Origin of the sequence: Streptomyces caniferus, assembly GCF_009811555.1 — a bacterium.
Lineage (GTDB): Bacteria > Actinomycetota > Actinomycetes > Streptomycetales > Streptomycetaceae > Streptomyces > Streptomyces caniferus.
Genome location: NZ_BLIN01000007.1, coordinates 130908 through 150446, shown reverse-complemented (window position 1 = coordinate 150446; position 19539 = coordinate 130908). Strand labels below are relative to the sequence as shown.

Sequence of the window (19539 nt, the reverse complement as noted above, 5' to 3'; positions counted from 1 at the left end):
GTGCGCGGGGAGATCTCGGTGACCTCGAGGGCGGGTCGGCGGACATCGGACGGGTACCTCCGGCTCGTATGCGCCGGGATCCGTCCGGTTTGCCGTTCCTTCGCGCCCTCGACCCGTCCCGGGGTCCATGGAGACATACTCGCGAAGGAGAGTTCCGTGACCAGCACGTCCGCAGCCGCGGCAGCGCGCGCCACCGTGCACGGCTACCCCCGTCAGGGGCCGAACCGTGAACTGAAGAAGGCCATCGAGGGCTACTGGAAAGGCCGGGTCGACGCCGACGCCCTCCGCGCCACCGCCGCCGAACTGCGCCGCGCCCGGTGGCAACAGCTCGCCGAGGCCGGTGTCCACGAGGTGCCGACCGGCGACTTCTCGTACTACGACCACGTCCTGGACACCAGCGTGATGGTCGGCGCGATCCCCGCCCGGCACCGCGAGGCGATGGCCGCCGACCGTTCCCCAAGCTCTCGGCTTCTCCCCCACTCTCAACTTCGTTCGAGCGGGGGGACCCCCATGCGCAGGGGATGCCCCCTTGACGGGTACTTCGCGATGGCCCGCGGCACCCAGGACGTGGCGCCGCTGGAGATGACCAAGTGGTTCGACACCAACTACCACTATCTGGTGCCGGAGTTGGGGCCCGACACGGTCTTCGCCGCGGACTCCGCCCAGCAGGTCGCCGAGCTGACGGAGGCGCTCGGTCTCGGTCTGGCGGCCCGTCCGGTCCTCGTCGGACCGGTCACCTATCTGCTGCTCGCCAAGCCGGCGCCCGGTGTCGCGGCCGGTTTCGATCCGCTGACGCTGCTCGACCGGCTGCTGCCCGTCTACGCCGAGGTGCTCGGCGACCTCAGGGCGGCCGGTGCCGACTGGGTGCAGCTGGACGAGCCGGCCCTGGTGCAGGACCGCTCCCCCGCCGTCCTGAACGCCGCGGCCCGCGCCTACCGCGACCTCGGCGCGCTCCCCGACCGCCCCCGGCTGCTGGTCGCCTCGTACTTCGACCGGCTGGGCGAGGCGCTGCCGGTGCTGGCCAAGACCCCCGTCGAAGGCCTGGCGCTGGACTTCACCGGCGCCGCGGCGGGCAATCTCGAGGACCTGGCGGCGGTCGGCGGCCTGCCCGGCAAGCGGCTGGTCGCCGGTGTCGTCGACGGCCGGAACGTATGGATCAACCCCCTCGAGAAGTCGCTGGCCACCCTGGGGACGCTCCTCGGCCTGGCCGGCCGGGTCGATGTGTCGTCCTCCTGCTCGCTGCTGCACGTCCCGCTGGACGCCGCCGTCGAGCGCGACATCGACCCGCAGATCGCCCGCTGGCTGGCCTTCGCCCGGCAGAAGACCGCGGAGATCGTGACGCTGGCGCGCGGTCTGGCGCAGGGCACCGGCGCCATCGCGGCCGAACTCGCCGCCAACCGTGCGGACCTGGCGTCCCGGGCCGGGTCGGCGCTCACCCATGATCCGGCGGTGCGCGCCCGCGCCGCGGCCGTCACCGACGCCGACGGCCGCCGTTCGCAGCCGTACGCCGAGCGGGCCGCCGCCCAGCGCGCGCACCTCGGGCTGCCGCTGCTGCCGACCACCACCATCGGCTCGTTCCCGCAGACCGCCGAACTGCGCACCGCCCGTGCCGATCTGCGGGCCGGGCGGATCGGCACCGCCGGGTACGAGGAGCGCATCGCGGCCGAGATCCGGGAGGTCCTGGCCTTCCAGGAGAAGGCCGGTATCGATGTGCTGGTGCACGGCGAGCCGGAACGCAACGACATGGTCCAGTACTTCGCCGAGCGGCTCACCGGCTACCTCGCCACCCAGCACGGCTGGGTCCAGTCGTACGGCACCCGCTATGTCCGCCCGCCGGTCCTGGCCGGGGACATCTCCCGCCCCGAGCCGATGACGGTCCGCTGGACGACGTACGCCCAGTCGCTCACCGACCGGCCGGTCAAGGGCATGCTCACCGGTCCGGTCACCATGCTCGCCTGGTCCTTCGTCCGCGACGACCAGCCGCTGGGCGAGACCGCGCGCCAGGTGGCGCTCGCCCTGCGCGACGAGGTGAACGACCTGGAGACGGCCGGGAGTTCGGTGATCCAGGTCGACGAACCCGCGCTGCGCGAGACGCTGCCGCTGCGGACCGCGGCGCGGGCGGAGTACCTGGCCTGGGCCACCGAGGCGTTCCGCCTCACGACCGCCGGGGTCCGTCCGGACACCCAGATCCACACCCATATGTGCTACGCGGAGTTCGGCGACATCCTGCAGGCCATCGATGACCTCGACGCCGATGTCATCAGCCTGGAAGCGGCCCGCTCCCGTATGCAGGCGGCGGCGGAGCTGGCCACGGTCGGCTATCCGCGCGAGGTGGGGCCCGGTGTCTACGACATCCACTCGCCGCGCGTACCGGGTGTGGACGAGGCAACGGCCCTGCTGCGCAAGGGACTCGACGCCATTCCGGCCGAGCGGCTGTGGGTCAACCCCGACTGCGGCCTGAAGACCCGCGGCTGGCCCGAGGTGCGGGCCGCCCTGGAGAACCTGGTCGCCGCGGCCCGCGAGGTCCGCGAGAGCCTGCCCGGCGCGGCTTCCTGACGGCGGCGGGCCGGGGCCGGCGCCCGTGGGGGGTGCCGGCCCCGGCCCGTTGGCTCACCGGAGCCGCGAACAGCAGCGCTGGACGACCAGCGCGACGGCGGGCCGGCCGGCGCCCATGAGGTAGGTCCGGGAGGGGCCGGGGTGGTGGGTCACGGCAGGTCGCGGCGCATCAGGTCGGCGTAGGTCTCGCGGCGTACGACGGGGCGGGAGCGGCCGTCGCGGCAGAAGACGACCGGCGGACGGCGGGCCGCGTTGTAGTTGTTGGCGAGAGAGTAGGTGTACGCGCCGGTGGCCGGGACGGCGATCAGATCGCCCGGCCGCGGGTCCGGCAGGAACACGCCCGCGCTGAGCACATCGCCGGATTCACAGTGCCGGCCGACGACCCGGCACCGTTCGCCGGGCGCCCCTTCCCCGGGAACGCGCACCCGGGTGGCCACCGTCGCCTCGAACCGCTGCCCGTACAGCGGGACTTCGAGGTTGTCCCCCATCCCGCCGTCCACGGCGACGAAGGTCTCACCGCCGGACCGCTTGACCGTCACCACGCGGTAGAGCGAGACGCCGGCCTCGGCGACCAGCGACCGGCCGGGCTCGATGATGACCCGGGCGCCGGCCGGCAGCAGTGCGTCGGCCGCGGCGGTCAGCGCGTCGAGATACGCCTCGATCGCGGGTGGCCGGTCGTCGTAGGTGTAGCGCGCCCCCAGCCCGCCGCCGAGGTCGTAGACGGGGAAGCGGCCGAGCTCCGCCACCGCGGCCACGGCCCGGACGAAGGGCTCGGTGTCGAGGATCTGCGAGCCGATGTGCACATGCAGTCCGTCCAGCCGCAGCCGGGAGCAGGCGCGCAGCCGGGCGATCGCCTCGCGCGCCTCGGGCAGCAGCATGCCGAACTTCGATCCGCGCTGGCCGGTGGCGACCGCCGCATGGGTGTCCGGGCGGATGTCGGGGGTGACCCGGACCAGGACGGCCTGCTCGCGGCGGCCGGCTCCGGGGGTCTCGGCCATGAGGTGTTCCAGCCGGTCGATGTCGTCGAAGTTGTCGATGACGATCAGGCCCGCACCGGCCTCCACGGCCGCCCGGAGGTAGCTCTCCGTCTTGGCGTTGCCGTGCACGACGACCTTGGCCGGGTCGGTGCCCGCGGCGAGGGCGAGCGCGAGTTCGCCGCCGCTGGCGACGTCGACGCCGAGGCCCTCCTCGGCGAGCAGCCGGTAGACGGCGGTGCACGGGAAGGCCTTGGAGGCGAAGGCCACCATCGAGTCCGGCCGGCGCGCGGCCAGCCCGTCGGCGTAGCGGCCGGCCCGGTCCCGCAGCGCGCCCTCGTCGACGAGCAGCGCGGGGGTGCCATGGCGCGCCGCCAGCTCCGTCACATGGCATCCGCCGATGCGCAGCCCGCCGTCCGGCGCGGTCGTGGTGCCGGACGGGAACAGCCCGAGCAGGGCGTCGGACGACGGGGGGACGGACGCTGCGGCGGCGGTCCGGAGGGCCATGGAGTGCTCCTTGCTGGGGCGGGCCGGGGGTACGCGGCGCACGGTGCGCCCGTCGGGCCCCGGCCCCGGATCGGCTCCACACCATGCTGGGGCCCCTCGCCTTCCCCGTCGTTGGCGCGATCGCCTAGGGTCCGACCGTGGACCTCACGGATTCGCCGAACCCGCCCGGCCTCGGCGGCACCAGCGAGGAGCTGTTCGCGCTGGCCAATGCCGTGGCCGCGGTGATCGGCGGCTCGGTGGCCATCGAGGACCTCGACCACCGGGTGCTGGCGTATTCGTCGGTGCCGGGCCAGCGGATCGACGACCTGCGCCGCCGCGGCATCCTGGACCGGCGGGTGCCCGACGAGCCCGAGCAGCAGCGCCAGTACCGCGAGGTGCTGGGCGCGCCCGGCGTCGTACGGCTGCCCGTGCTGGCCCCCGACGAGCTGCCGCGCGCCGCGGCCGCCGTTCGCGCGGGCGATCTGCCGCTGGGCACCATCTGGGCGATCGAGGGGGAGCACCTGCTCGACGCGGCCGGTGACCGGGCGCTGCTGGACGGTGCCCGGCTCGCCGCGCTGCACATGCTGCGCCGCCGCAGCTCGGCCGAACTGGAGCTGCGGGCCCGCGAGGACACCCTGCGGGCGGCGCTGCGGGGCGACGGCAGCGCCCAGGAGACCCGCTTCCGGCTCGGTCTGCCGGAGCGCTCGCCGCTGACGCTCCTCGGCTGTGCGCCCGCCGCCGCCGGCCCCGACCGGACGGGGCCGGCGGCCGTCCGGCTGGGTGCCGCGGCCGCCCGGCACTGGGCCGCGGTGCACGGCGAGGCGGCCGTGGCCACCGTCGGCCGCACGGTCTACACCCCTGCTGCCCCGCGCCGGACCGGCCGAGGCCCGCCGGCTGTCCGAGCAGGCCGTGGCCGCGCTCGGCCGCACCCTGGAGACACCGCTGCGCTGCGCCGTCAGCCGCCCCGCCGACGACCCCGCCGAACTGCCCGCGCTGCGTGCGGAGGTGGACGACATCCTCCGCGTGACGACCGAGGATGCCCGCGCTCCCGGCGTCGCGGCGCTCGGCGACGTACACGCCCGGGTCCTGCTGCTGCACTGCGCCGACGCGCTGGAGCGCCGTCCCCGGCTGCGCCACCCCGGCATCGAGGCCATGCGGGAGCACGACCGGGCCCGCCACACGGATTACGCCGCGTCGGTCCTGGCCTGGCTGGACGCGGTCGGCAATGTCGGCGAGGCCGCGCGGCGGCTGACCGTCCACCCCAACACCCTCAAGTACCGCCTGCGCCGCGCCCGTGAGCTGTTCGGGATCGACCTCGACCAGCCGGACGTGCGGCTCTCGTGCTGGCTGCAGCTACGGCTGACCGACTGACGGCAGGTGGCCGCCGGTGGGTCGGCGGACCCCGCCCGCGGCCGGCCCGGGACATGCGACGGGGCACCCGCCGGACGGACGGGTGCCCCGTGCTGGATGCGGCGAGCCGGACGTGCGTCGTCCGCCGGCTCAGCCCGTGATGATCGCCGGGTCGCTCACGCCCGTCTCACCGTTCTCCACATGGCCGGCGAACCGGCGCAGGAAGGACTTGTCCGTGTCGGAGGTGACCGACAGGTCGTACCAGCGCTTGCTGGCGCGCAGGTCGAGCGGCTTCTTGACGGTGGCACCCGCGCGGACGGGGTAGGTCTCGCTCGCCCCGCCGTAGGCGTTGGTGACCGTGAGGTGGCAGTCGGTGCTGCCGTGGTTGGTCAGGGTGAGGACGAGGCGGCCGGCGGTCGCGTCATGACGGGCGGTCACCTCGGGACCGGCCTTCTTGCCGTCGCCCTTGAAGGAGCGCAGGAAGCCGTTCGGGCCGTAGACCGACAGGTCGTACACGTCCTTGGAGTAGGAGGTGTTCCAGGTGTCGGCTATCTTCTTGCCGGCCTCCGTGGTGTACGTCCACGGGCCGTCGGTGCGGTTGCCCCCGGTGACGGTGAAGCAGGCGCCGGCCTTGTCGCCACCGCTGAAGGTGAGGGTGTAGCGCCCGGTGGAGGGGGTGCCGGCCCCGTCGACGAACGGCGCGTACGGCAGCGGGCGGGACGGCCGGGAGCCCGGCTCCTGCTTGGGCAGGACGGGGTTGGCCGGCGGCTTCGGCACATAGCTGTCGTGCCGCTCGTTGTCCGGCGGCTGGAAGCCGTCGGTGGCCGGGAGCGCGGCCGGCTTGGTGTTCTCCAGTCCGAAGTCGAAGGCCGACGTCAGGTCGCCGCAGATGGCACGCCGCCACGGCGAGATGTTGGGCTCGTGCACCCCGAAGCGGCGCTCCAGGAACCGGATGATGGAGGTGTGGTCGAACACCTCGGAGCAGACGTAACCGCCGGTGCTCCAGGGCGAGACGACGAGCATCGGGACGCGCTGGCCGAGGCCGTAGGGGCCGGCGGAGTAGGTGGCGTTGCCGCCGAAGCTGTCGAGCTTGCTGTCGACGGTCGACTTGCCCTGGTCGGCGGAGGCCGGCGGGAACGGCGGGAGGACGTGGTCGAAGTAGCCGTCGTTCTCGTCGTACGTGATGAGCAGGGCGGTCTTGCTCCACACCTCGGGGTTGGAGGTGAGCGCGTCCAGCACCTGGGAGACGTACCAGGCACCGTAGTTCGCGGGCCAGTTGGGGTGCTCGGAGAAGGCCTCGGGGGCGGCGACCCAGGAGACCTGCGGGAGCTTGTCGGCCTTCACATCGGCCTTGAGCCGGTCGAAGTAGCCGTCGCCCTGCTTGGCGTTGGTGCCGGTGCGGGCCTTGTCGTAGAGCGGGTCGCCGGGCTTGGCGTCGCGGTACTGGTTGAAGAAGAGCAGCGAGTTGTCGCCGTAGTTGCCGCGGTAGGCGTCCTCGATCCAGCCCCACTTGCCGTTCGCGTCCAGGCCGTCACCGATGTCCTGGTAGATCTTCCAGGAGACCCCGGCCTTCTGCAGCCGCTCCGGGTACGTCGTCCAGCTGTATCCCGCCTCCTCGTTGCCCAGGACCGGGCCGCCGCCCGAGCCGTCGTTGCCGACGTGGCCCGAGAACATGTAGTAGCGGTTGGGGTCGGTGGCTCCGATGATCGAGCAGTGGTACGAGTCGCAGATGGTGAACGCATCGGCGAGCGCGTAGTGGAACGGGATGTCCTTGCGGGTCAGATGGGCCATCGTCCCGGTGCCCTTGGCCGGGATCCAGCTGTCGTACTTGCCGTCGTTCCAGGCCTTGTGGCCGCCCGCCCAGTCGTGGTTCAGCCCCTCGATGAACTGCATGCCGAGGTTCTCGGCGTCCGGGTGGTAGGGCAGGACGTCCTGGGAGCCGTCGGGCTGGTGCCAGACGGACTTCCCGTTCTCCAGGATGAGCGGGCGCGGGTCGCCGAAGCCGCGTACGCCCTTCATCGAGCCGAAGTAGTGGTCGAAGGAACGATTCTCCTGCATCAGGACGACGACATGCTCGATGTCGTCGATGGAGCCGGAGCGTCGCTTGGCGGGGATGGCCGCGGCACGGGCGATGCTGCCCGACAGGGCCGAGACACCCGCGGTGGCACCGGCGATCTGGAGGAAACGCCGCCGATTCAGTTCAGGCATGGCTTGGGGGACCTCGATGTCGTGTGTGGGGGTATGTGCGAAACAGGGAGCGATGTCGTGCGGTGGTGCAAGGTCGTGAGGAGACCGTCAGCAGAGTGTTCCAAGAGGAACGAGGCCCGGGGAAGGGGGGGTGTCCCAGGTGTGACACATCGCGGTACGCGCGACGAACTCCCGGGCCGGGGAGCCGCACAGCAGCGGGCAGGGAATTTTTCGTATAAGGGGCATCTGATGGCGCAGAGCGGAAATCAGCGCGCGGGCGGCAGGGGCAGGGCGCGGCCGAAGGGGAGCATCGCTACGGGCAACGCCCGGCAGGCGGAGGCGTGGGACGGTGAGGAGGGGAAGTACTGGGCCGAGGAGCGGGAACGCTACGAGGCGCGATACCGGCACCTCACCCCCCATCTCATGGCCGCGGCCGGTTTACGGGCCGGCAGCCGGGTGCTGGACGTCGGATGCGGCAACGGCGGTACCAGCCTGGCGGCGGCACGGGTCGCCACGGACGGATCGGTGCTCGGCGTCGACCTGTCGGGACAACAGCTGAGCACGGCCCGGCAGCGCGCCACCGCGGCGGGCCTGCGACAGGTGACGTTCGAGCAGGCGGACGCGCAGGTCCACCGTTTCGGGAGGGGCGCCTTCGATGTCGCGCTCAGCCGCTTCGGCGTGATGTTCTTCGCTGCCCCGGAGGCAGCCTTCGGCAATATCGCACACGCCCTTCGCCCGGGCGGCCGGCTGGCGTTCCTGTGCTGGCGGCGGCTGAGGGAGAACGCGTATCTGACCGTGCCGGCCGGCGCCATCGCCCCGTATGCGCAGCCGCCGGACCTCGATGCGCCGGGCACCCCGGGCTCGTTCTCGCTCGCCGACGCCGACCGGATCAGGAAGCTGCTGGACGGCGCCGGTTTCGACGAGATCTCCGTCGGCCCCGTCGACGAGCCGATGTGGATGGGGGCCGATCCGGACGACGCGACGGCCCATCAGCTCGGCATTCCGGACTGGCGTGCGGTGCTGGCCGGGGCGAGCGGGGAAGCGCGGGGCGCGGCGCGCGCCGCGCTCCGTCGCGCGATGGCCGAGCACCATGGCCCGGGCGGTGTCTCGCTCGGCTGCGCGGCGTGGCTGGTGACCGGGCGACGCCGGTGAGTCGATCACCTTCCGTGCAGCGAGGCGTGGCAGGGCGGGCGGCCACGCCTCGTGCCTTCATTGACGGCGCATCAGGCGAAGGACACCTCTGATGCGGCCGGCGCGGCCCCGGCGGTGACCTCCGCGGCGGCTTCCGGCACCGGCTCGACGAGCGGCTCGACCGGTACCGCGGGAGGCACCACCGGCTGGCCCTTCGCGTCGGGCACGCTGCGCAGCGGAGTGCGACTCGTCAGCCGGGAGCTGCGGGTCGCCTCGACCCGGCGGGTGAACCAGATGACCTTGCCGTCCGGGGTGCCGCAGGTGCCCCAACTGTCGCTGAGCGCCGCCACGGTGGAGAGTCCGCCGCAGGCGGCGGAGCGCAGTTTCGGCAGTCGCGGGCCCCCGTCGGCGACGGACGCGGTGAGGTGACGGCCGCTCCAGCGGAGTTCGACGACGCACCGGGCGTCCGGGCCGATATGGCGATGGACGTTGGTCAGGAGTTCCGCCACTCCCCGGCACACGGGCGGGATATGCAGTTCGAGATCCCAGTACCGCAGGTGCGCGGCAAGGATCCGCCGGATCTGCGGCACCCGCTCCGCCGAAGCATGCAGTTCGACCGTGTAGTGCCGGTCGCCGGGAAGTGTCATGTCGTGGCTCCTCACCGCGAGGCTCACGCCCTTCACCTCGTTGGACCAACGAACCCCGAAACACGAAGAGTGAGCATTTATCACGTATGGGTCATTTTTCATGGTGACCCGGGGAGGCGGGTTCCGCAACAGATCTTGGACCCCCAAAGCCCCCGGCCGCCGGGCGGTCCGGGGCCGGGGCCGGGCGCTGCTCCGCGCCGTTGACGTGCGGGAACGACTGCGGGGCGTGGCCCGCTAGCGGGACTCCAGCCGGAGCTCGACTTCCTTCTCCTGGTCGCCGGCGGCCGTGCCGAGGAGGTGCACCGTGAACGCGGATTCCAGGCCCTTGCAGAGCTGGTCGACGGCCCAGTAGCCGCCTTGGAGGCTGACCATGACCGGGGCGCTGAGCCGGCGGGGCTCGGCCGCGGACTTCAGGTCGCTCACGTCGAAGGTCGAGGTCCACACGGTCGAGCCCGCCCCGGCGACCTCTTCGGGTACGTCGTCCGGGGCCCGGTCGGAGCTGAAGGAGGTGCGCAGCGCGCTGAAGACGGCATGCGCGTCCTGCGTCGCGCAGCTCTCCAGCTCCACCACCACCTCGGCCGATACGTGCTGCGTGTCTGCCGGTTTCGCGCTGTTCACTGTGGGACCTTCCTCTGCGGCCGTCCTCCGGGAGCCGAACGCTTCCAGGCTCGCCCGGCGGACCGGTGTGTGCGACCGGAGGCCGCGGGACGCAGGTACACGGGCACCGCCCCCGCGCCCGGGAGCCGGTCGCCCGCCGGGTGCGGCCCTCAGACCGGTTGGGTGAGGTTGACCGCGTTGCCGTCCGGATCCTGGACATGGGCGACCCGCATGCCCCAGGGCATGTCGTTGGCGGGGCCGCGCACCGTGCCGCCGAGCGGCTCGACCCGGTCCAGCAGCGCGTCGACGTCCGCGACGGCGAAGCTCAGCAGGATCCGGGTCGGGGTGCCGGTCGCGACGCCCGGGTCGGCCACGAGGCCCAGCTCCGAGCCGTCGAGCCGCAGCCCGACGAAGAAGACCGGGCCCTCCTCGGGCACCCGGGTGAACTCCTCGGCGCCCAGCAATCCGGTGTAGAAGGCCTGCAGACGGTCGAGGTCGGGGGTGACGATCACCGGCTGGACGGCGGCAGGGGCCGGGCGCGGGGTGGCAGACATGGTGTCCTCCGGGTTGCGTGGTCTTCGGGTTCGGTGGGACAGACCGCGTCCGGGGGCCGGATTCATCGCTCGGTACGGGATCCGGCCCGGGAACCGGTCCCGCAACCGGGTCGGGCGGCGGTGAAGGTGACCTCGGCGGCACGCGCGACGATCTCGACATCGTCGCCCAGGGCCCACTCCGCCGCACGGGAGGCCAGGGCGGCCGGCACGCTCTCGCCGATGCCGGGCGCCGCCGGCACGTCGTAGGTGGCGTGTGCGTCGTGCGGCAGGACGACCCGGAAGTCGCGGGCCAGGGCGGTGCGGGCGGTGGCGCTCACGCACATCTCGGAGAGCACCCCGCAGAGCGTCAGCGCCTCGACGCCCGCGTCGGTGAGCAGGGCGCCGAGCGGGGTGCCGTCGAAGCCGTCGTCCCCGGTCTTGCGGACCACGGTCTCGCGGGGCCCGGGCGCCACGGGGAGGTGGAGCCGCCAGCCGGGCGTATGCGGCTCGTCGACGGTTCCGGGAGCGCCGTCGTTCTGCAGATGGACGACGAGGGCCCCCGCGGCACGGGCCCGGGCGAGCAGGGCACGGCTCCGGTCGAGCACCCGCGCCGCGTCGGGCACCGCCTCGCCGCCCGCGACGAAGGCCGACTGGAGATCGACGAGCAGCAGGGCCTCGACGGGGCGGACCGGTCCTGCCGGGGCCCCGGGCGCACTCCCGGTCCCGGGGCCAGGGCCGGGGGCGGTACCGGCATCGGAGGCCGTCTCGATCTCGGTCCCGGTCTCCGTCTGGGCGGTTCCGGCGGTCGCGGGCTCGGTCGCAGTCATGATGACCATGGTGCGGTCCGGGCGGGCCGGTGATCACCGGCAGGGGGCGGAATCCGGACACGCGCCGCTGCGCCGTCCGGACCCACATCGTTGCCATGGGCATCGGCCTGGACGGATCATCCGGTACGGGACGCCGTACGCGCGTACGCGCGTACGGGAGCACGGACAGCACGGGAGCACGGCAGTACGGGGACCACCGGACACGGACGACGCGAGGAGAGCCACTCATGGGACCAGCCATCGTCGACGGCCGCTGCGCACCGGGCTTCACCGGCGTACGGGAGGCGTTCGAGCGGAACTTCAGCGAGCACGGCGACATCGGCGCGGCGGTCACGGTGACCGTGGAGGGCGAGGCGGTGGTCGACCTGTGGGGCGGCCGCGCGGACGCCGCCGGGACCCGCGCCTGGGAGCGCGACACCCTCGTCAATGTCTACTCGACGTCCAAGGGGATGACCGCCCTGTGCGCCCATCTCCTCGTGGACCGGGGCGAGTTGGACCTCGATGCGCCGGTGGTGCGCTACTGGCCCGAGTTCGGGCAGGCCGGGAAGCAGGACATACCCGTGCGCTGGCTGCTCAGCCACCGCGCCGGTCTGATCGCGCCCCGTGAGCCGCTCCCCGCGGGGTACGCCTACGACTGGGACGCCGTGTGCGCCACCCTCGCGGCGACCCCGCCGTGGTGGGAGCCGGGCACCGCGCAGGGCTACCACGCGGTGACGTTCGGATACCTGGTGGGCGAGGTCGTACGGCGGGTCACCGGACAGTCCCTCGGCGCGTTCCTGCGCAGTGAGATCACCGGGCCGCTGGACGCGGGGGTGTTCATCGGCACCCCCGCCGAGGAGCACGCCCGCTGTGCGGACATGGTCGGGCAGCTGGACGCGGCACGGCTCGCCGAGCAGTTCCCCGGCGCGCCCACGCCGCCGTTCCGCGCGCTGTCCGACCATCCGCTGGCCGTGGTGATGCTGGCGCTGACGTCCATCCCCACCGGCGATGTCAACAGCGCCGCCTACCGGTCGGCCGAGATCCCGGCGGGCAACGCCCACGCCAGCGCCCATGGGCTGGCGACCGTGTACGGCGCGCTGGCGGGCGGCAAGCTCGTCGGTCCCGGCACCCTGGAGGCGATGCGCCGGTCGCAGAGCCGGCCGGGCGAGCGTGATCTGACGATCGATGCGCTCGCCCCGGCGGGCCGCGAACACCGCTGGGGCCTGGGCTACATGCTCAACCACGAGGGCCAGGCGGGGCCCAATCCCGGGGCGTTCGGGCACGGTGGCGCGGGCGGCTCCTACGCCTTCGCCGATCCGGAGAACCGGCTGTCCTACGCGTACACCATGAACAAGTACGGCGGTGGCACGACGGGCGACGACCCGCGCAACCGCGGCCTGGTCCGGGCGGTCTACCGGGCACTGGAGGAGACCCGGAGGTGAGGGGCGGCTCCTTGGGCGGCGCTCACCAGAGGGCGGCTCAGGGAGCGGCAGCCTCGGGCGGCGGGGCCGGCCGTGGGGCCACGGGCGGCTCGCCCGCCGCGTCGGTGAGGGCGCGCAACGAGTCGATGAGCCCGGCACGCTGGGCGGCCGGAAGCCGGGCCACGATCTCGGCGATCTCCGTGTGCCGGCCGGCCAGCACCCGCTCGACGAGACGGCGGCCCTCCTCCGTCAGGGTCAGTACGACCTCGCGGCGGTTGCCGGGGTTGGTCTGCCGGGTGACGCTGCCCGCCGCCTCCAGCCGGTCGACCATCCGCATCGCGGTGGACGGGTTGACGCCCAGCGCCCCGGCCAGTGCGGCGAGTTTGACCGGGCCCCGGCCGTCCAGCACCACCAGGGCCCGCAGCTGGGGCAGGGTGAGCGAGGGCGCTGTCCGGCCGAGCGCGCGGGCGGAGATCCCGACCAGCAGCCGGGAGGCGGTCAGCACCGCGGCGATGACCTCCTCGACATCATGATCGAGATCCTCGCCGGGCGCGGCCGACCCGGCCTGCCGCGGTGCGCGCTGCGCGTCGTGCCCCATGGCGCCTTTATACCGGCTGCGGCATCGTGCCTGGTGGCGGGCCCTTCCCAAGGTCATCGCGGGGACGGGGATCCGGGCCCGCGAACCCCCTTGCCGAGCGCAATAATGGGAGGTGCGGCATGCATCCGGCCCGGCGCGAGCGCGGCGGGCCCGAGAGGGCGTGATGACCATGGAACGGGACACCGAGACGGTTCACGAGGCCTATTCATTCGTCTGTCTGCACTGTGGACACGGCTGGGAGGAGGAGTACGAGATCCGGCACACCACGGATCTGGCCGGCCACCGGCGCGCCGACTACTTCGCCCGCGGTGCCCGGGTCCGCTCGCCGCTGACCCTCACCGACTGCCCGTCGTGCAACCTCGGCCCGATCCGCATCCTGCGCCCCGGCCGGGTCAACTCGACCCGACCCTACCTGGCCTGACTCGCACCCCCTCCTGAAACACCGTCACCATCCGGTGTACAAAAGGTGGTTGACCAGGAGGGCCAGTGCGGCCTGGGCGGCCAGCCAAGCGCGGTGCCGGTGGGCGGGCAGCAGGGCGCAGGCCGCCGGCAGCCAGACGGCGAACGGCAGCCAGATGCGTTCGGTCTCCGCCTTGCTCATCCCGGAGAGGTCGGCGACCAGCACGGCGAGCAGTACGGCCGTGACGAGGACGACCAGCCGGCCGGAGGGGGCACGCAGCGGCCCGGTGGACGGGCGGAGCCCGCGCAGGGCGGCGGGGGCCGCCGCGAGCGTGCGGCGCAGCGCGGCCACCGTCGCCGGGCCGGTGATCAGGACGGTGCAGGCGAGGTTGCCCCACACCCAGTAGGCGTACGGGCGCACCGCCGCGGCGCCCTGGTAGTAGCGCTCGACCAGGAGCCGGTACCCCTCCCACCAGCTGAATCCGGCGAGGGTGAACACGGCGGCGACGGCCAGTGCCCCGGCCGCCAGGAGGGGCAGCGGGCGCACGGTGCGGGTGAGCAGCAGGATCGCCGCGGCGATCAGCGCGATCAGGGTGAGGCCGTAGGAGAGGTAACAGGTCAGACCGAAGAGGAGGCCGGAGGCCAAGGCGGCGGCGGCCCGCATGGGGGCGCCTCCCGGCGATCGCCGGGGGAGGGCGCGGCCGGTGGCGGCGAGGGCGAGCGGCGCCAGGGACCAGGCGGCGACGGCCGCGAAGTAGCCGTCCGCCGAGGTGCCCATCCAGACGGCGGCCGGGGTCAGTACGAGGAACGGGGCGGCCCGGCGGGCGGTGGCCTCGTCGGTGAGGGCGCGCAGCCCGATGAGGACCGCGGCCACGGCGGAGGTGCCGGCCGTGATGCACCAGAGGCCGGCCCAGCCGCCACCGCCCAGACCGATGCGGTCCAGGCCGACGAAGGTGAGGACGGCGGCCGGTGGATGCCCGGCGACGTGGGCGGGCCAGTGGTCCGGCGCGTTGTTGAGGATGTGATGGGTGAAGTCGCGCAGCGCCGGCCCGAGGTCGTCGAAGCGGCGGATGACGGTGAGGTACTCGTACGCGGTGGTGAGCCGGTTCGCGATACCGGTCCGCCAGCCGTCTACCAGCGCCAGCGACCCCGTCCAGGCCAGGGCGGCGGCCCAGCCCGTGAGGACGAGGCGGCGCCAGGGCAACCGGGCCGCGAGGGACGGCCCGTGGACGGTCACCACGACGGCGACCGCGAGCGCGGCGGGGGTGCCGGGGCCCAGGTGCGGGAACCACGAGGCGTACAGCGGAGGCCAGTTGACGTGCAGGCTGCCGTCGGCGCGCTCGATGGCGGTGCCGACCAGCGCGGCGACCGTGACGAGGAGGGCGCCGCCCGCGACGGCCGCCAGATCGAGGCGGCCCGCGGTGCGTTCTTCGGTGCGTTCTGCGGCACGTTCTGCGGCACGTTCTGCGGCACGTTCTGCGGGGGCCGGAGGGGAGGCCGGGCGGGAGGCTTCTCGGGAGGTCGCACGGGAGGTCACAGCGGCACGCTAGGCGTCGGCCGGCCGCAACGGCCGTTCGACGGCAGCGGCGTCACCGTTCCGTCAGATTTCCCCGGGGCCCGGCCGGCGAAGGGTGCGCCGGCCCCCGACGTCAGAGTTTCGTCATGCGTCACGGCCCCCTCGGCGCACCGGTCGCGGCATACCGTCGAAGCCGGGCCCCTCCGGTCCGGCCGCCGAACTGGCCCCGGCGGTCGGGCCTTCGCTGCGTCGATCGCCAAGGACACACCATGAGTGCCCCTCCCCCTCGCCCCTCCTCCCCTTCTCCGCTCCCTTCCGCCTCCCCTCCCCCTTCTTCGGCATCGCCGTCCCCCTGGCGCAGCCCGCTGCGCGGTCCGCGGCTGACCGCGCTGCTCGGCATCGTCCTGCTGGCCGGGATCACGCTGCTGTTCGTCACCGGTCTGCTGTCGTACGCCGCGTACAACCCGGATCTGGCCGGCGGTGTCAACGACAAGACGCCCGACAAGGGCCTGCTGGGCTTCTACCTCTTCAGCTGGCCGACCGGCCCCACCTGGCTCTACCGGCTCACCCAGGGACTGCACGTCACCGTCGGGATCGCGCTGGTGCCCGTCCTGCTGGCGAAGTTGTGGTCGGTGATCCCGAAGCTCTTCACCCTGCCGCCGGCCCGGTCCCCCGGCCATGCGCTGGAGCGGCTCTCGCTGCTGTTGCTGGTCGGCGGAGCGCTCTTCGAGTTCGTCACCGGCATCCTCAACGTCCAGCTGGAGTACGTCTTCCCCGGGTCGTTCTATCCGCTGCACTTCTACGGCGCGTGGGTGTTCATGGGGGCGTTCGCCGTGCATGTGGTGCTGCGACTGCCGCGGACCGTACGGGCGTTGCGCGAGCGCACCGACCCGGATGCGGCGGCCGATGACACCGGGCTGGTGGCGGCCCGGCCGGACCGGCCGACCATGACCCGGCGGGGAGCGCTGGGGCTGGTCGGCGCCGGTTCGCTGCTGCTGTTCACGACGACCGCCGGGCAGAGCCTCGGCGGCTGGTGGCGGCGGACGGCCCTGCTGGCGCCGCACGGTGGCCGGGAGCCGGACAGCGGCCCGAACGGCTTCCAGATCAACAAGACCGCCGCGGCCGTCGGCATCCGGACCCGGGAGACGGGGGAGGACTGGCGGTTGACGGTCGAGGGCGGCGGCCGGCGGGTGCGGATCGGCCGCGCCGAGCTGCTGGCGCTGCCCCAGCACACAGCGGCGCTGCCGATCGCCTGTGTCGAGGGCTGGTCGACGGGCGACCAGCAGTGGAGCGGGGTGCGGCTGCGGGACCTCGCCGCGCTGGTGGGGCTCGGTGACCGGCCGCCCGGTGTGCTGGTCGAGTCGCTCCAGTTGCACGGCGCGTTCCGCCGGGCCGCGCTGCGCGACAACCAGGTGCGCGATCCGCGGTCGCTGCTCGCGCTGCGGGTGGGCGGCGCCGAACTCTCCCCCGACCATGGCTATCCGGCGCGGATCATCGTCCCGGCGGCTCCCGGGGTGCTCCAGACCAAGTGGGTCGCGCGACTGACGTTCGGGGAGTGGTGACGGTGCGCAGGAGGCAACCGGCGGTGCCGGATCGGGCGGCGCGGACCAGGCGACCTGCCGTGCGCGGAGGGGCGGCCCGGAGGGACCGGCCATCCTTGCGCAGACGTGTGGTGCGGGCGTTCGGAGCAGTACGCCTCCCCCGCCGCTACGGCGAGGGACCACTGCATCTGCTGCTGATGCTCGCCTCGTTCGCCCTCACCGGCTACGCGGGGGTGCGGCTGCTGGCCGGCGGGCAGTGGCCGCTGGTGCTCGCCTGGTTCGCCGGGGCGGCGCTGCTGCACGATCTGGTGCTGCTGCCGCTGTACGCGCTCGCCGACCGTGCGCTGGTCCGCGCCGCGGCGGCGACCGGCCGGCGGGCCCGGACCGCGTACGTCCGGGTGCCCGCCGCGCTGTCCGGGCTGCTGCTGCTGGTGTGGTTCCCGCTGATCGCCGGTTCGGCGGGCGGTGCGTCGGCGGCGCACTACGAGGCCACGACGCGGCTGCCCGGCGGGGTCTTCCTGACCCGCTGGCTGCTGGTCACCGCCGGGCTGTGCGCACTGTCCGCCCTGTGGCTGCTGGGGCGCACGGTTCAGCTGCGGATGTGCGGGACACCCCGGCGGCGCAGCGAGACGAAGCAGCGGGTGGCGCCGGGCGCCTGATCGGGCCGGCCCGTGACGGTCCACTGCTCGACGGGGGTCCAGTCGGCGGCCGCCGCGTAGCGCAGCAGCGCGGCGGCGCCGACCCGGGCCCAGGGGAACGGCTCGCCCGGTGCGCCCGCGGCACCGGACGCGGGGTGGTACCCCCGCTCGACCCGGACCTGGACCTGTTCGTCGACGTCCGCCGGGGTGGTCTCCACGATCAGCAGACCGTGCCGGACGACCAGTTCCGCGGTGCGGGTGAGCAGGGCGTACGGGTCGCCGCCGATGCCGATGTTGCCGTCGAGGAGCAGCGCGGTACCCCAACTGCCCTCCCCCGGAAGGGAGTCGAAGACCGAGCGGTGCAGCGCGGAGCCGCCGGTCGCCGCGGTGCGGGCCACCGCGGCCGAGCTGACGTCGATACCGAGCGCCCGCCGGCCCTGTGCGGCGAGCGCGGCGACCAGCCGGCCGGGACCGCAGCCGATGTCGAGCACGGCGCCCTCGCAGCGGCGCAGCGCCGACAGATCGGCGGCGTCCGCTCCGGCGCACCAGCGCTCGACCTCCAGCGGCAGCAGCCAGCCGTCGCTGCGCCGCAGGAAGAGCGGGCCGCGGCCGCTGCGGAGCGCATCGGCGTACGGGTCCGCGCCCCAGGTGACGGTGTCGTGCCGGTCGGTCCGTGCCGTGGGCGGCGTGGCGGTGCTCATCGGCCGGTGACCGGGGTCAGGCGGGCGAGGGTGGCGGCGAACCGTCCGGCGGGGGCCGCGGCCGCGACCCGCTCCGCATCGTCGGCGGTGTCGACGTCCCGCAAGGGCGGCAGGTCCCGCACCCGGAGCCCGGCCGCGGTCAGCCGCGCGCGCTGGACGGCGCCGGTGCGGCCGGTGGACATGGGGACGCCGCGCAGCAGCCGGGGGTCGGGGTCGGCCAAACCGAGCGCCCAGAAGCCGCCGTCCTCGGCCGCACCGAACCAGGCGTCGCAGTCGTCCCAGGCACCGGCGTCCAGTGCGGGGGCGAGGAGTCGAGGAGTGATCTGCGGGGTGTCCATTCCGATGAGGAGGGTCGGGCCCGCGCTGCCGGCGAAGGCCGCGGCGAGCCGCTCGTCGAGGCCGCCTGTGCACTGCGGCCGGACGTCGAAGCCGTCCGGCAGCCAGGCGCCCGGCCGGCCGTCGAGGACGACCACCCGCCGCCGCGCGGGCATCGCCCGTACGGCCCGGAGGGTGTCGTACAGCGCGGCCTCGGCCAACTGGGCGGCCTCGTCGGGGGTGAAGGGCGGGGTGAGGCGGGTCTTGACCCGGCCGGGCACCGGTTCCTTGGCGATGACCAGGACGGTCGTCGGCCCCGGACATGCCGGCCGGTCTGCGGGCTCGGTCATCGGGCGGTCTCCTCCGTACGGGACGCCTGCGGCGGCTGGTTCAGGACGTCGCGCATGTCGCGCACCGCGTGCCAGGTGCCGCGCCAGGTGCCGGTGACCTTGGACCGGCCGGTGCGCGGCCGGTAGGGCACATCGCGTTCCTCGACCCGCCAGCCCGCGTCGGCGGCCCGGACGACCATCTGCAGGGGGTAGCCGCTGCGGCGGTCGGTGAGGCCGAGGCCGAGCAGCGCGGTGCGCCGGGCGGCGCGCAGCGGGCCGAGGTCGTGCAGTCGCAGTCCGGTACGGCGGCGCAGCATCCGGGCGAGGGCGAGGTTGCCGAGCCGGGCGTGCGGCGGCCAGGCGCCGCGCCCTTGGGGACGGCGGCGGCCCAGCACCAGATCGCTGTCGCCGTCGTGGACGGCGCGGACGAACGGGGTGAGCAGCGCGGGGTCGAGGGAGGCGTCGCAGTCGCAGAAGCAGACGATGTCGGCGTCGGCGGCCAGCAGTCCGGCATGGCAGGCGGCGCCGAACCCGCGGCGCGGTTCGTGCACCACGGTGGCGCCCAGGCCGCGGGCGATCCCGGCGGAGCCGTCGGTGGAGCCGTTGTCGACGACGATCGCCCGCCAGCCGGCCGGGATCCGCGCCAGCACCCAGGGCAGGGCGGCGGCCTCGTCGAGGCAGGGCAGGACGACATCCACCGAGGCGGGTCGGGGAGCGGGAGGAGGAGAGTGGGTCACGCCGTCACCTATGCATCAGAAGCGGAGGAGGGAGAGGAGGGAAGGGGTGTTCAGGTTTGCGTGGGGGCGCGGGGGCG

Annotated in this window: 18 protein-coding genes; 7 read left to right on the top strand and 11 right to left on the bottom strand. The window is 73.9% G+C overall.

Going from position 1 to position 19539, the window contains the following annotated elements; all coding sequences use genetic code 11:
* Positions 1-156 precede the first annotated feature (156 nt).
* Entirely contained in the window at positions 157-2556 is a 2400-nt protein-coding gene (metE, locus tag Scani_RS38815; RefSeq protein WP_159482734.1) for a 5-methyltetrahydropteroyltriglutamate--homocysteine S-methyltransferase, read from the top strand.
* A gap of 149 nt (positions 2557-2705) precedes the next feature.
* Here metE and lysA read toward each other — a convergent pair whose 3' ends face one another.
* Positions 2706-4037, bottom strand: a complete 1332-nt coding sequence (gene lysA, locus Scani_RS38810) for a diaminopimelate decarboxylase (protein ID WP_159482733.1) — start codon at positions 4035-4037, stop codon at positions 2706-2708.
* A gap of 888 nt (positions 4038-4925) precedes the next feature.
* Between lysA and Scani_RS41530 the strand changes: the two genes are divergently transcribed.
* Positions 4926-5387: a PucR family transcriptional regulator gene (locus tag Scani_RS41530; protein ID WP_159482732.1), complete on the top strand. Its 462-nt coding sequence runs from the start codon at positions 4926-4928 to the stop codon at positions 5385-5387.
* A gap of 129 nt (positions 5388-5516) precedes the next feature.
* On the opposite strand, the gene Scani_RS38800 is transcribed toward Scani_RS41530, so the two are convergent.
* The gene (locus Scani_RS38800; protein ID WP_159482731.1) at positions 5517-7574 is read right to left on the bottom strand and encodes a phosphocholine-specific phospholipase C; all 2058 of its coding nucleotides are present in this window, start codon (positions 7572-7574) and stop codon (positions 5517-5519) included.
* 228 nt (positions 7575-7802) lie between these two features.
* On the opposite strand from Scani_RS38800, the gene Scani_RS38795 reads away from it, so the two are divergent.
* Entirely contained in the window at positions 7803-8705 is a 903-nt protein-coding gene (locus Scani_RS38795) for a class I SAM-dependent methyltransferase (RefSeq protein ID WP_159482730.1), read from the top strand.
* 71 nt (positions 8706-8776) lie between these two features.
* Here the strand turns inward: Scani_RS38795 and Scani_RS38790 are convergent, their stop codons facing one another.
* From Scani_RS38790 to Scani_RS38775, 4 genes are all read right to left on the bottom strand, one after another.
* Positions 8777-9331, bottom strand: a complete 555-nt coding sequence (locus Scani_RS38790; RefSeq protein WP_159482729.1) for an ATP-binding protein — start codon at positions 9329-9331, stop codon at positions 8777-8779.
* Between the two features lie 234 nt (positions 9332-9565).
* Positions 9566-9949 (bottom strand): hypothetical protein, encoded by a 384-nt coding sequence (locus Scani_RS38785; protein WP_159482728.1) that lies wholly within the window; start codon positions 9947-9949, stop codon positions 9566-9568.
* Between the two features lie 149 nt (positions 9950-10098).
* Positions 10099-10482 carry a VOC family protein gene (locus Scani_RS38780; protein ID WP_159482727.1) on the bottom strand — a complete coding sequence of 128 codons (384 nt, stop codon included), beginning with the start codon at positions 10480-10482 and terminating at the stop codon, positions 10099-10101.
* A gap of 62 nt (positions 10483-10544) precedes the next feature.
* Positions 10545-11288 carry an isochorismatase family protein gene (locus Scani_RS38775; protein WP_159482726.1) on the bottom strand — a complete coding sequence of 248 codons (744 nt, stop codon included), beginning with the start codon at positions 11286-11288 and terminating at the stop codon, positions 10545-10547.
* Between the two features lie 227 nt (positions 11289-11515).
* Here Scani_RS38775 and Scani_RS38770 point away from each other — a divergent pair, with 227 nt between their 5' ends.
* Positions 11516-12709, top strand: coding sequence for a serine hydrolase domain-containing protein (locus Scani_RS38770; RefSeq protein WP_159482725.1), 1194 nt, complete (start codon positions 11516-11518; stop codon positions 12707-12709).
* Between the two features lie 37 nt (positions 12710-12746).
* Here the strand turns inward: Scani_RS38770 and Scani_RS38765 are convergent, their stop codons facing one another.
* The gene (locus Scani_RS38765; RefSeq protein WP_159482724.1) at positions 12747-13286 is read right to left on the bottom strand and encodes a MarR family winged helix-turn-helix transcriptional regulator; all 540 of its coding nucleotides are present in this window, start codon (positions 13284-13286) and stop codon (positions 12747-12749) included.
* A gap of 169 nt (positions 13287-13455) precedes the next feature.
* Here Scani_RS38765 and Scani_RS38760 point away from each other — a divergent pair, with 169 nt between their 5' ends.
* Positions 13456-13707, top strand: coding sequence for a hypothetical protein (locus Scani_RS38760; protein WP_246296513.1), 252 nt, complete (start codon positions 13456-13458; stop codon positions 13705-13707).
* 24 nt (positions 13708-13731) lie between these two features.
* Here Scani_RS38760 and Scani_RS38755 read toward each other — a convergent pair whose 3' ends face one another.
* A complete protein-coding gene (locus tag Scani_RS38755) occupies positions 13732-15222 on the bottom strand; it encodes a hypothetical protein (protein ID WP_159482723.1) in 1491 nt (496 codons plus the stop codon).
* Between the two features lie 248 nt (positions 15223-15470).
* Between Scani_RS38755 and Scani_RS38750 the strand changes: the two genes are divergently transcribed.
* Positions 15471-16763: a molybdopterin-dependent oxidoreductase gene (locus Scani_RS38750; protein WP_159482722.1), complete on the top strand. Its 1293-nt coding sequence runs from the start codon at positions 15471-15473 to the stop codon at positions 16761-16763.
* A gap of 95 nt (positions 16764-16858) precedes the next feature.
* Positions 16859-17401 carry a hypothetical protein gene (locus Scani_RS38745; protein WP_174872856.1) on the top strand — a complete coding sequence of 181 codons (543 nt, stop codon included), beginning with the start codon at positions 16859-16861 and terminating at the stop codon, positions 17399-17401.
* On the opposite strand, the gene Scani_RS38740 is transcribed toward Scani_RS38745, so the two are convergent.
* The 3 genes from Scani_RS38740 to Scani_RS38730 are packed head-to-tail and all read right to left on the bottom strand — an operon-like array spanning position 17332 to position 19462.
* The gene (locus Scani_RS38740) at positions 17332-18081 is read right to left on the bottom strand and encodes a methyltransferase domain-containing protein (RefSeq protein WP_159482721.1); all 750 of its coding nucleotides are present in this window, start codon (positions 18079-18081) and stop codon (positions 17332-17334) included. The two genes, Scani_RS38745 and Scani_RS38740, sit on opposite strands and share 70 nt — an antisense overlap.
* Positions 18078-18746 carry a TIGR04282 family arsenosugar biosynthesis glycosyltransferase gene (locus tag Scani_RS38735; RefSeq protein WP_159482720.1) on the bottom strand — a complete coding sequence of 223 codons (669 nt, stop codon included), beginning with the start codon at positions 18744-18746 and terminating at the stop codon, positions 18078-18080. The genes Scani_RS38740 and Scani_RS38735 overlap by 4 nt, the downstream gene beginning before the upstream one ends.
* Positions 18743-19462 (bottom strand): glycosyltransferase family 2 protein, encoded by a 720-nt coding sequence (locus Scani_RS38730; protein ID WP_246296512.1) that lies wholly within the window; start codon positions 19460-19462, stop codon positions 18743-18745. Before Scani_RS38730 ends, Scani_RS38735 begins: the two co-directional genes overlap by 4 nt.
* Between the last annotated feature and the right edge of the window lie 77 nt (positions 19463-19539).

What these genes read in the sequence shown, in the direction of transcription:
- Scani_RS38800 (WP_159482731.1), bottom strand. Translation starts at nt 7,574, where the DNA reads ATGCCTGAACTGAATCGGCGGCGTTTCCTCCAGATCGCCGGTGCCACC.
- Scani_RS38795 (WP_159482730.1), top strand. Translation starts at nt 7,803, where the DNA reads ATGGCGCAGAGCGGAAATCAGCGCGCGGGCGGCAGGGGCAGGGCGCGG.
- Scani_RS38735 (WP_159482720.1), bottom strand. Translation starts at nt 18,746, where the DNA reads ATGACCGAGCCCGCAGACCGGCCGGCATGTCCGGGGCCGACGACCGTC.
- Scani_RS38790 (WP_159482729.1), bottom strand. Translation starts at nt 9,331, where the DNA reads ATGACACTTCCCGGCGACCGGCACTACACGGTCGAACTGCATGCTTCG.
- Scani_RS38750 (WP_159482722.1), top strand. Translation starts at nt 15,471, where the DNA reads ATGAGTGCCCCTCCCCCTCGCCCCTCCTCCCCTTCTCCGCTCCCTTCC.
- Scani_RS38770 (WP_159482725.1), top strand. Translation starts at nt 11,516, where the DNA reads ATGGGACCAGCCATCGTCGACGGCCGCTGCGCACCGGGCTTCACCGGC.
- Scani_RS38780 (WP_159482727.1), bottom strand. Translation starts at nt 10,482, where the DNA reads ATGTCTGCCACCCCGCGCCCGGCCCCTGCCGCCGTCCAGCCGGTGATC.
- Scani_RS38740 (WP_159482721.1), bottom strand. Translation starts at nt 18,081, where the DNA reads ATGAGCACCGCCACGCCGCCCACGGCACGGACCGACCGGCACGACACC.
- Scani_RS38760 (WP_246296513.1), top strand. Translation starts at nt 13,456, where the DNA reads ATGGAACGGGACACCGAGACGGTTCACGAGGCCTATTCATTCGTCTGT.
- lysA (WP_159482733.1), bottom strand. Translation starts at nt 4,037, where the DNA reads ATGGCCCTCCGGACCGCCGCCGCAGCGTCCGTCCCCCCGTCGTCCGAC.
- Scani_RS38775 (WP_159482726.1), bottom strand. Translation starts at nt 11,288, where the DNA reads ATGACTGCGACCGAGCCCGCGACCGCCGGAACCGCCCAGACGGAGACC.
- Scani_RS38765 (WP_159482724.1), bottom strand. Translation starts at nt 13,286, where the DNA reads ATGGGGCACGACGCGCAGCGCGCACCGCGGCAGGCCGGGTCGGCCGCG.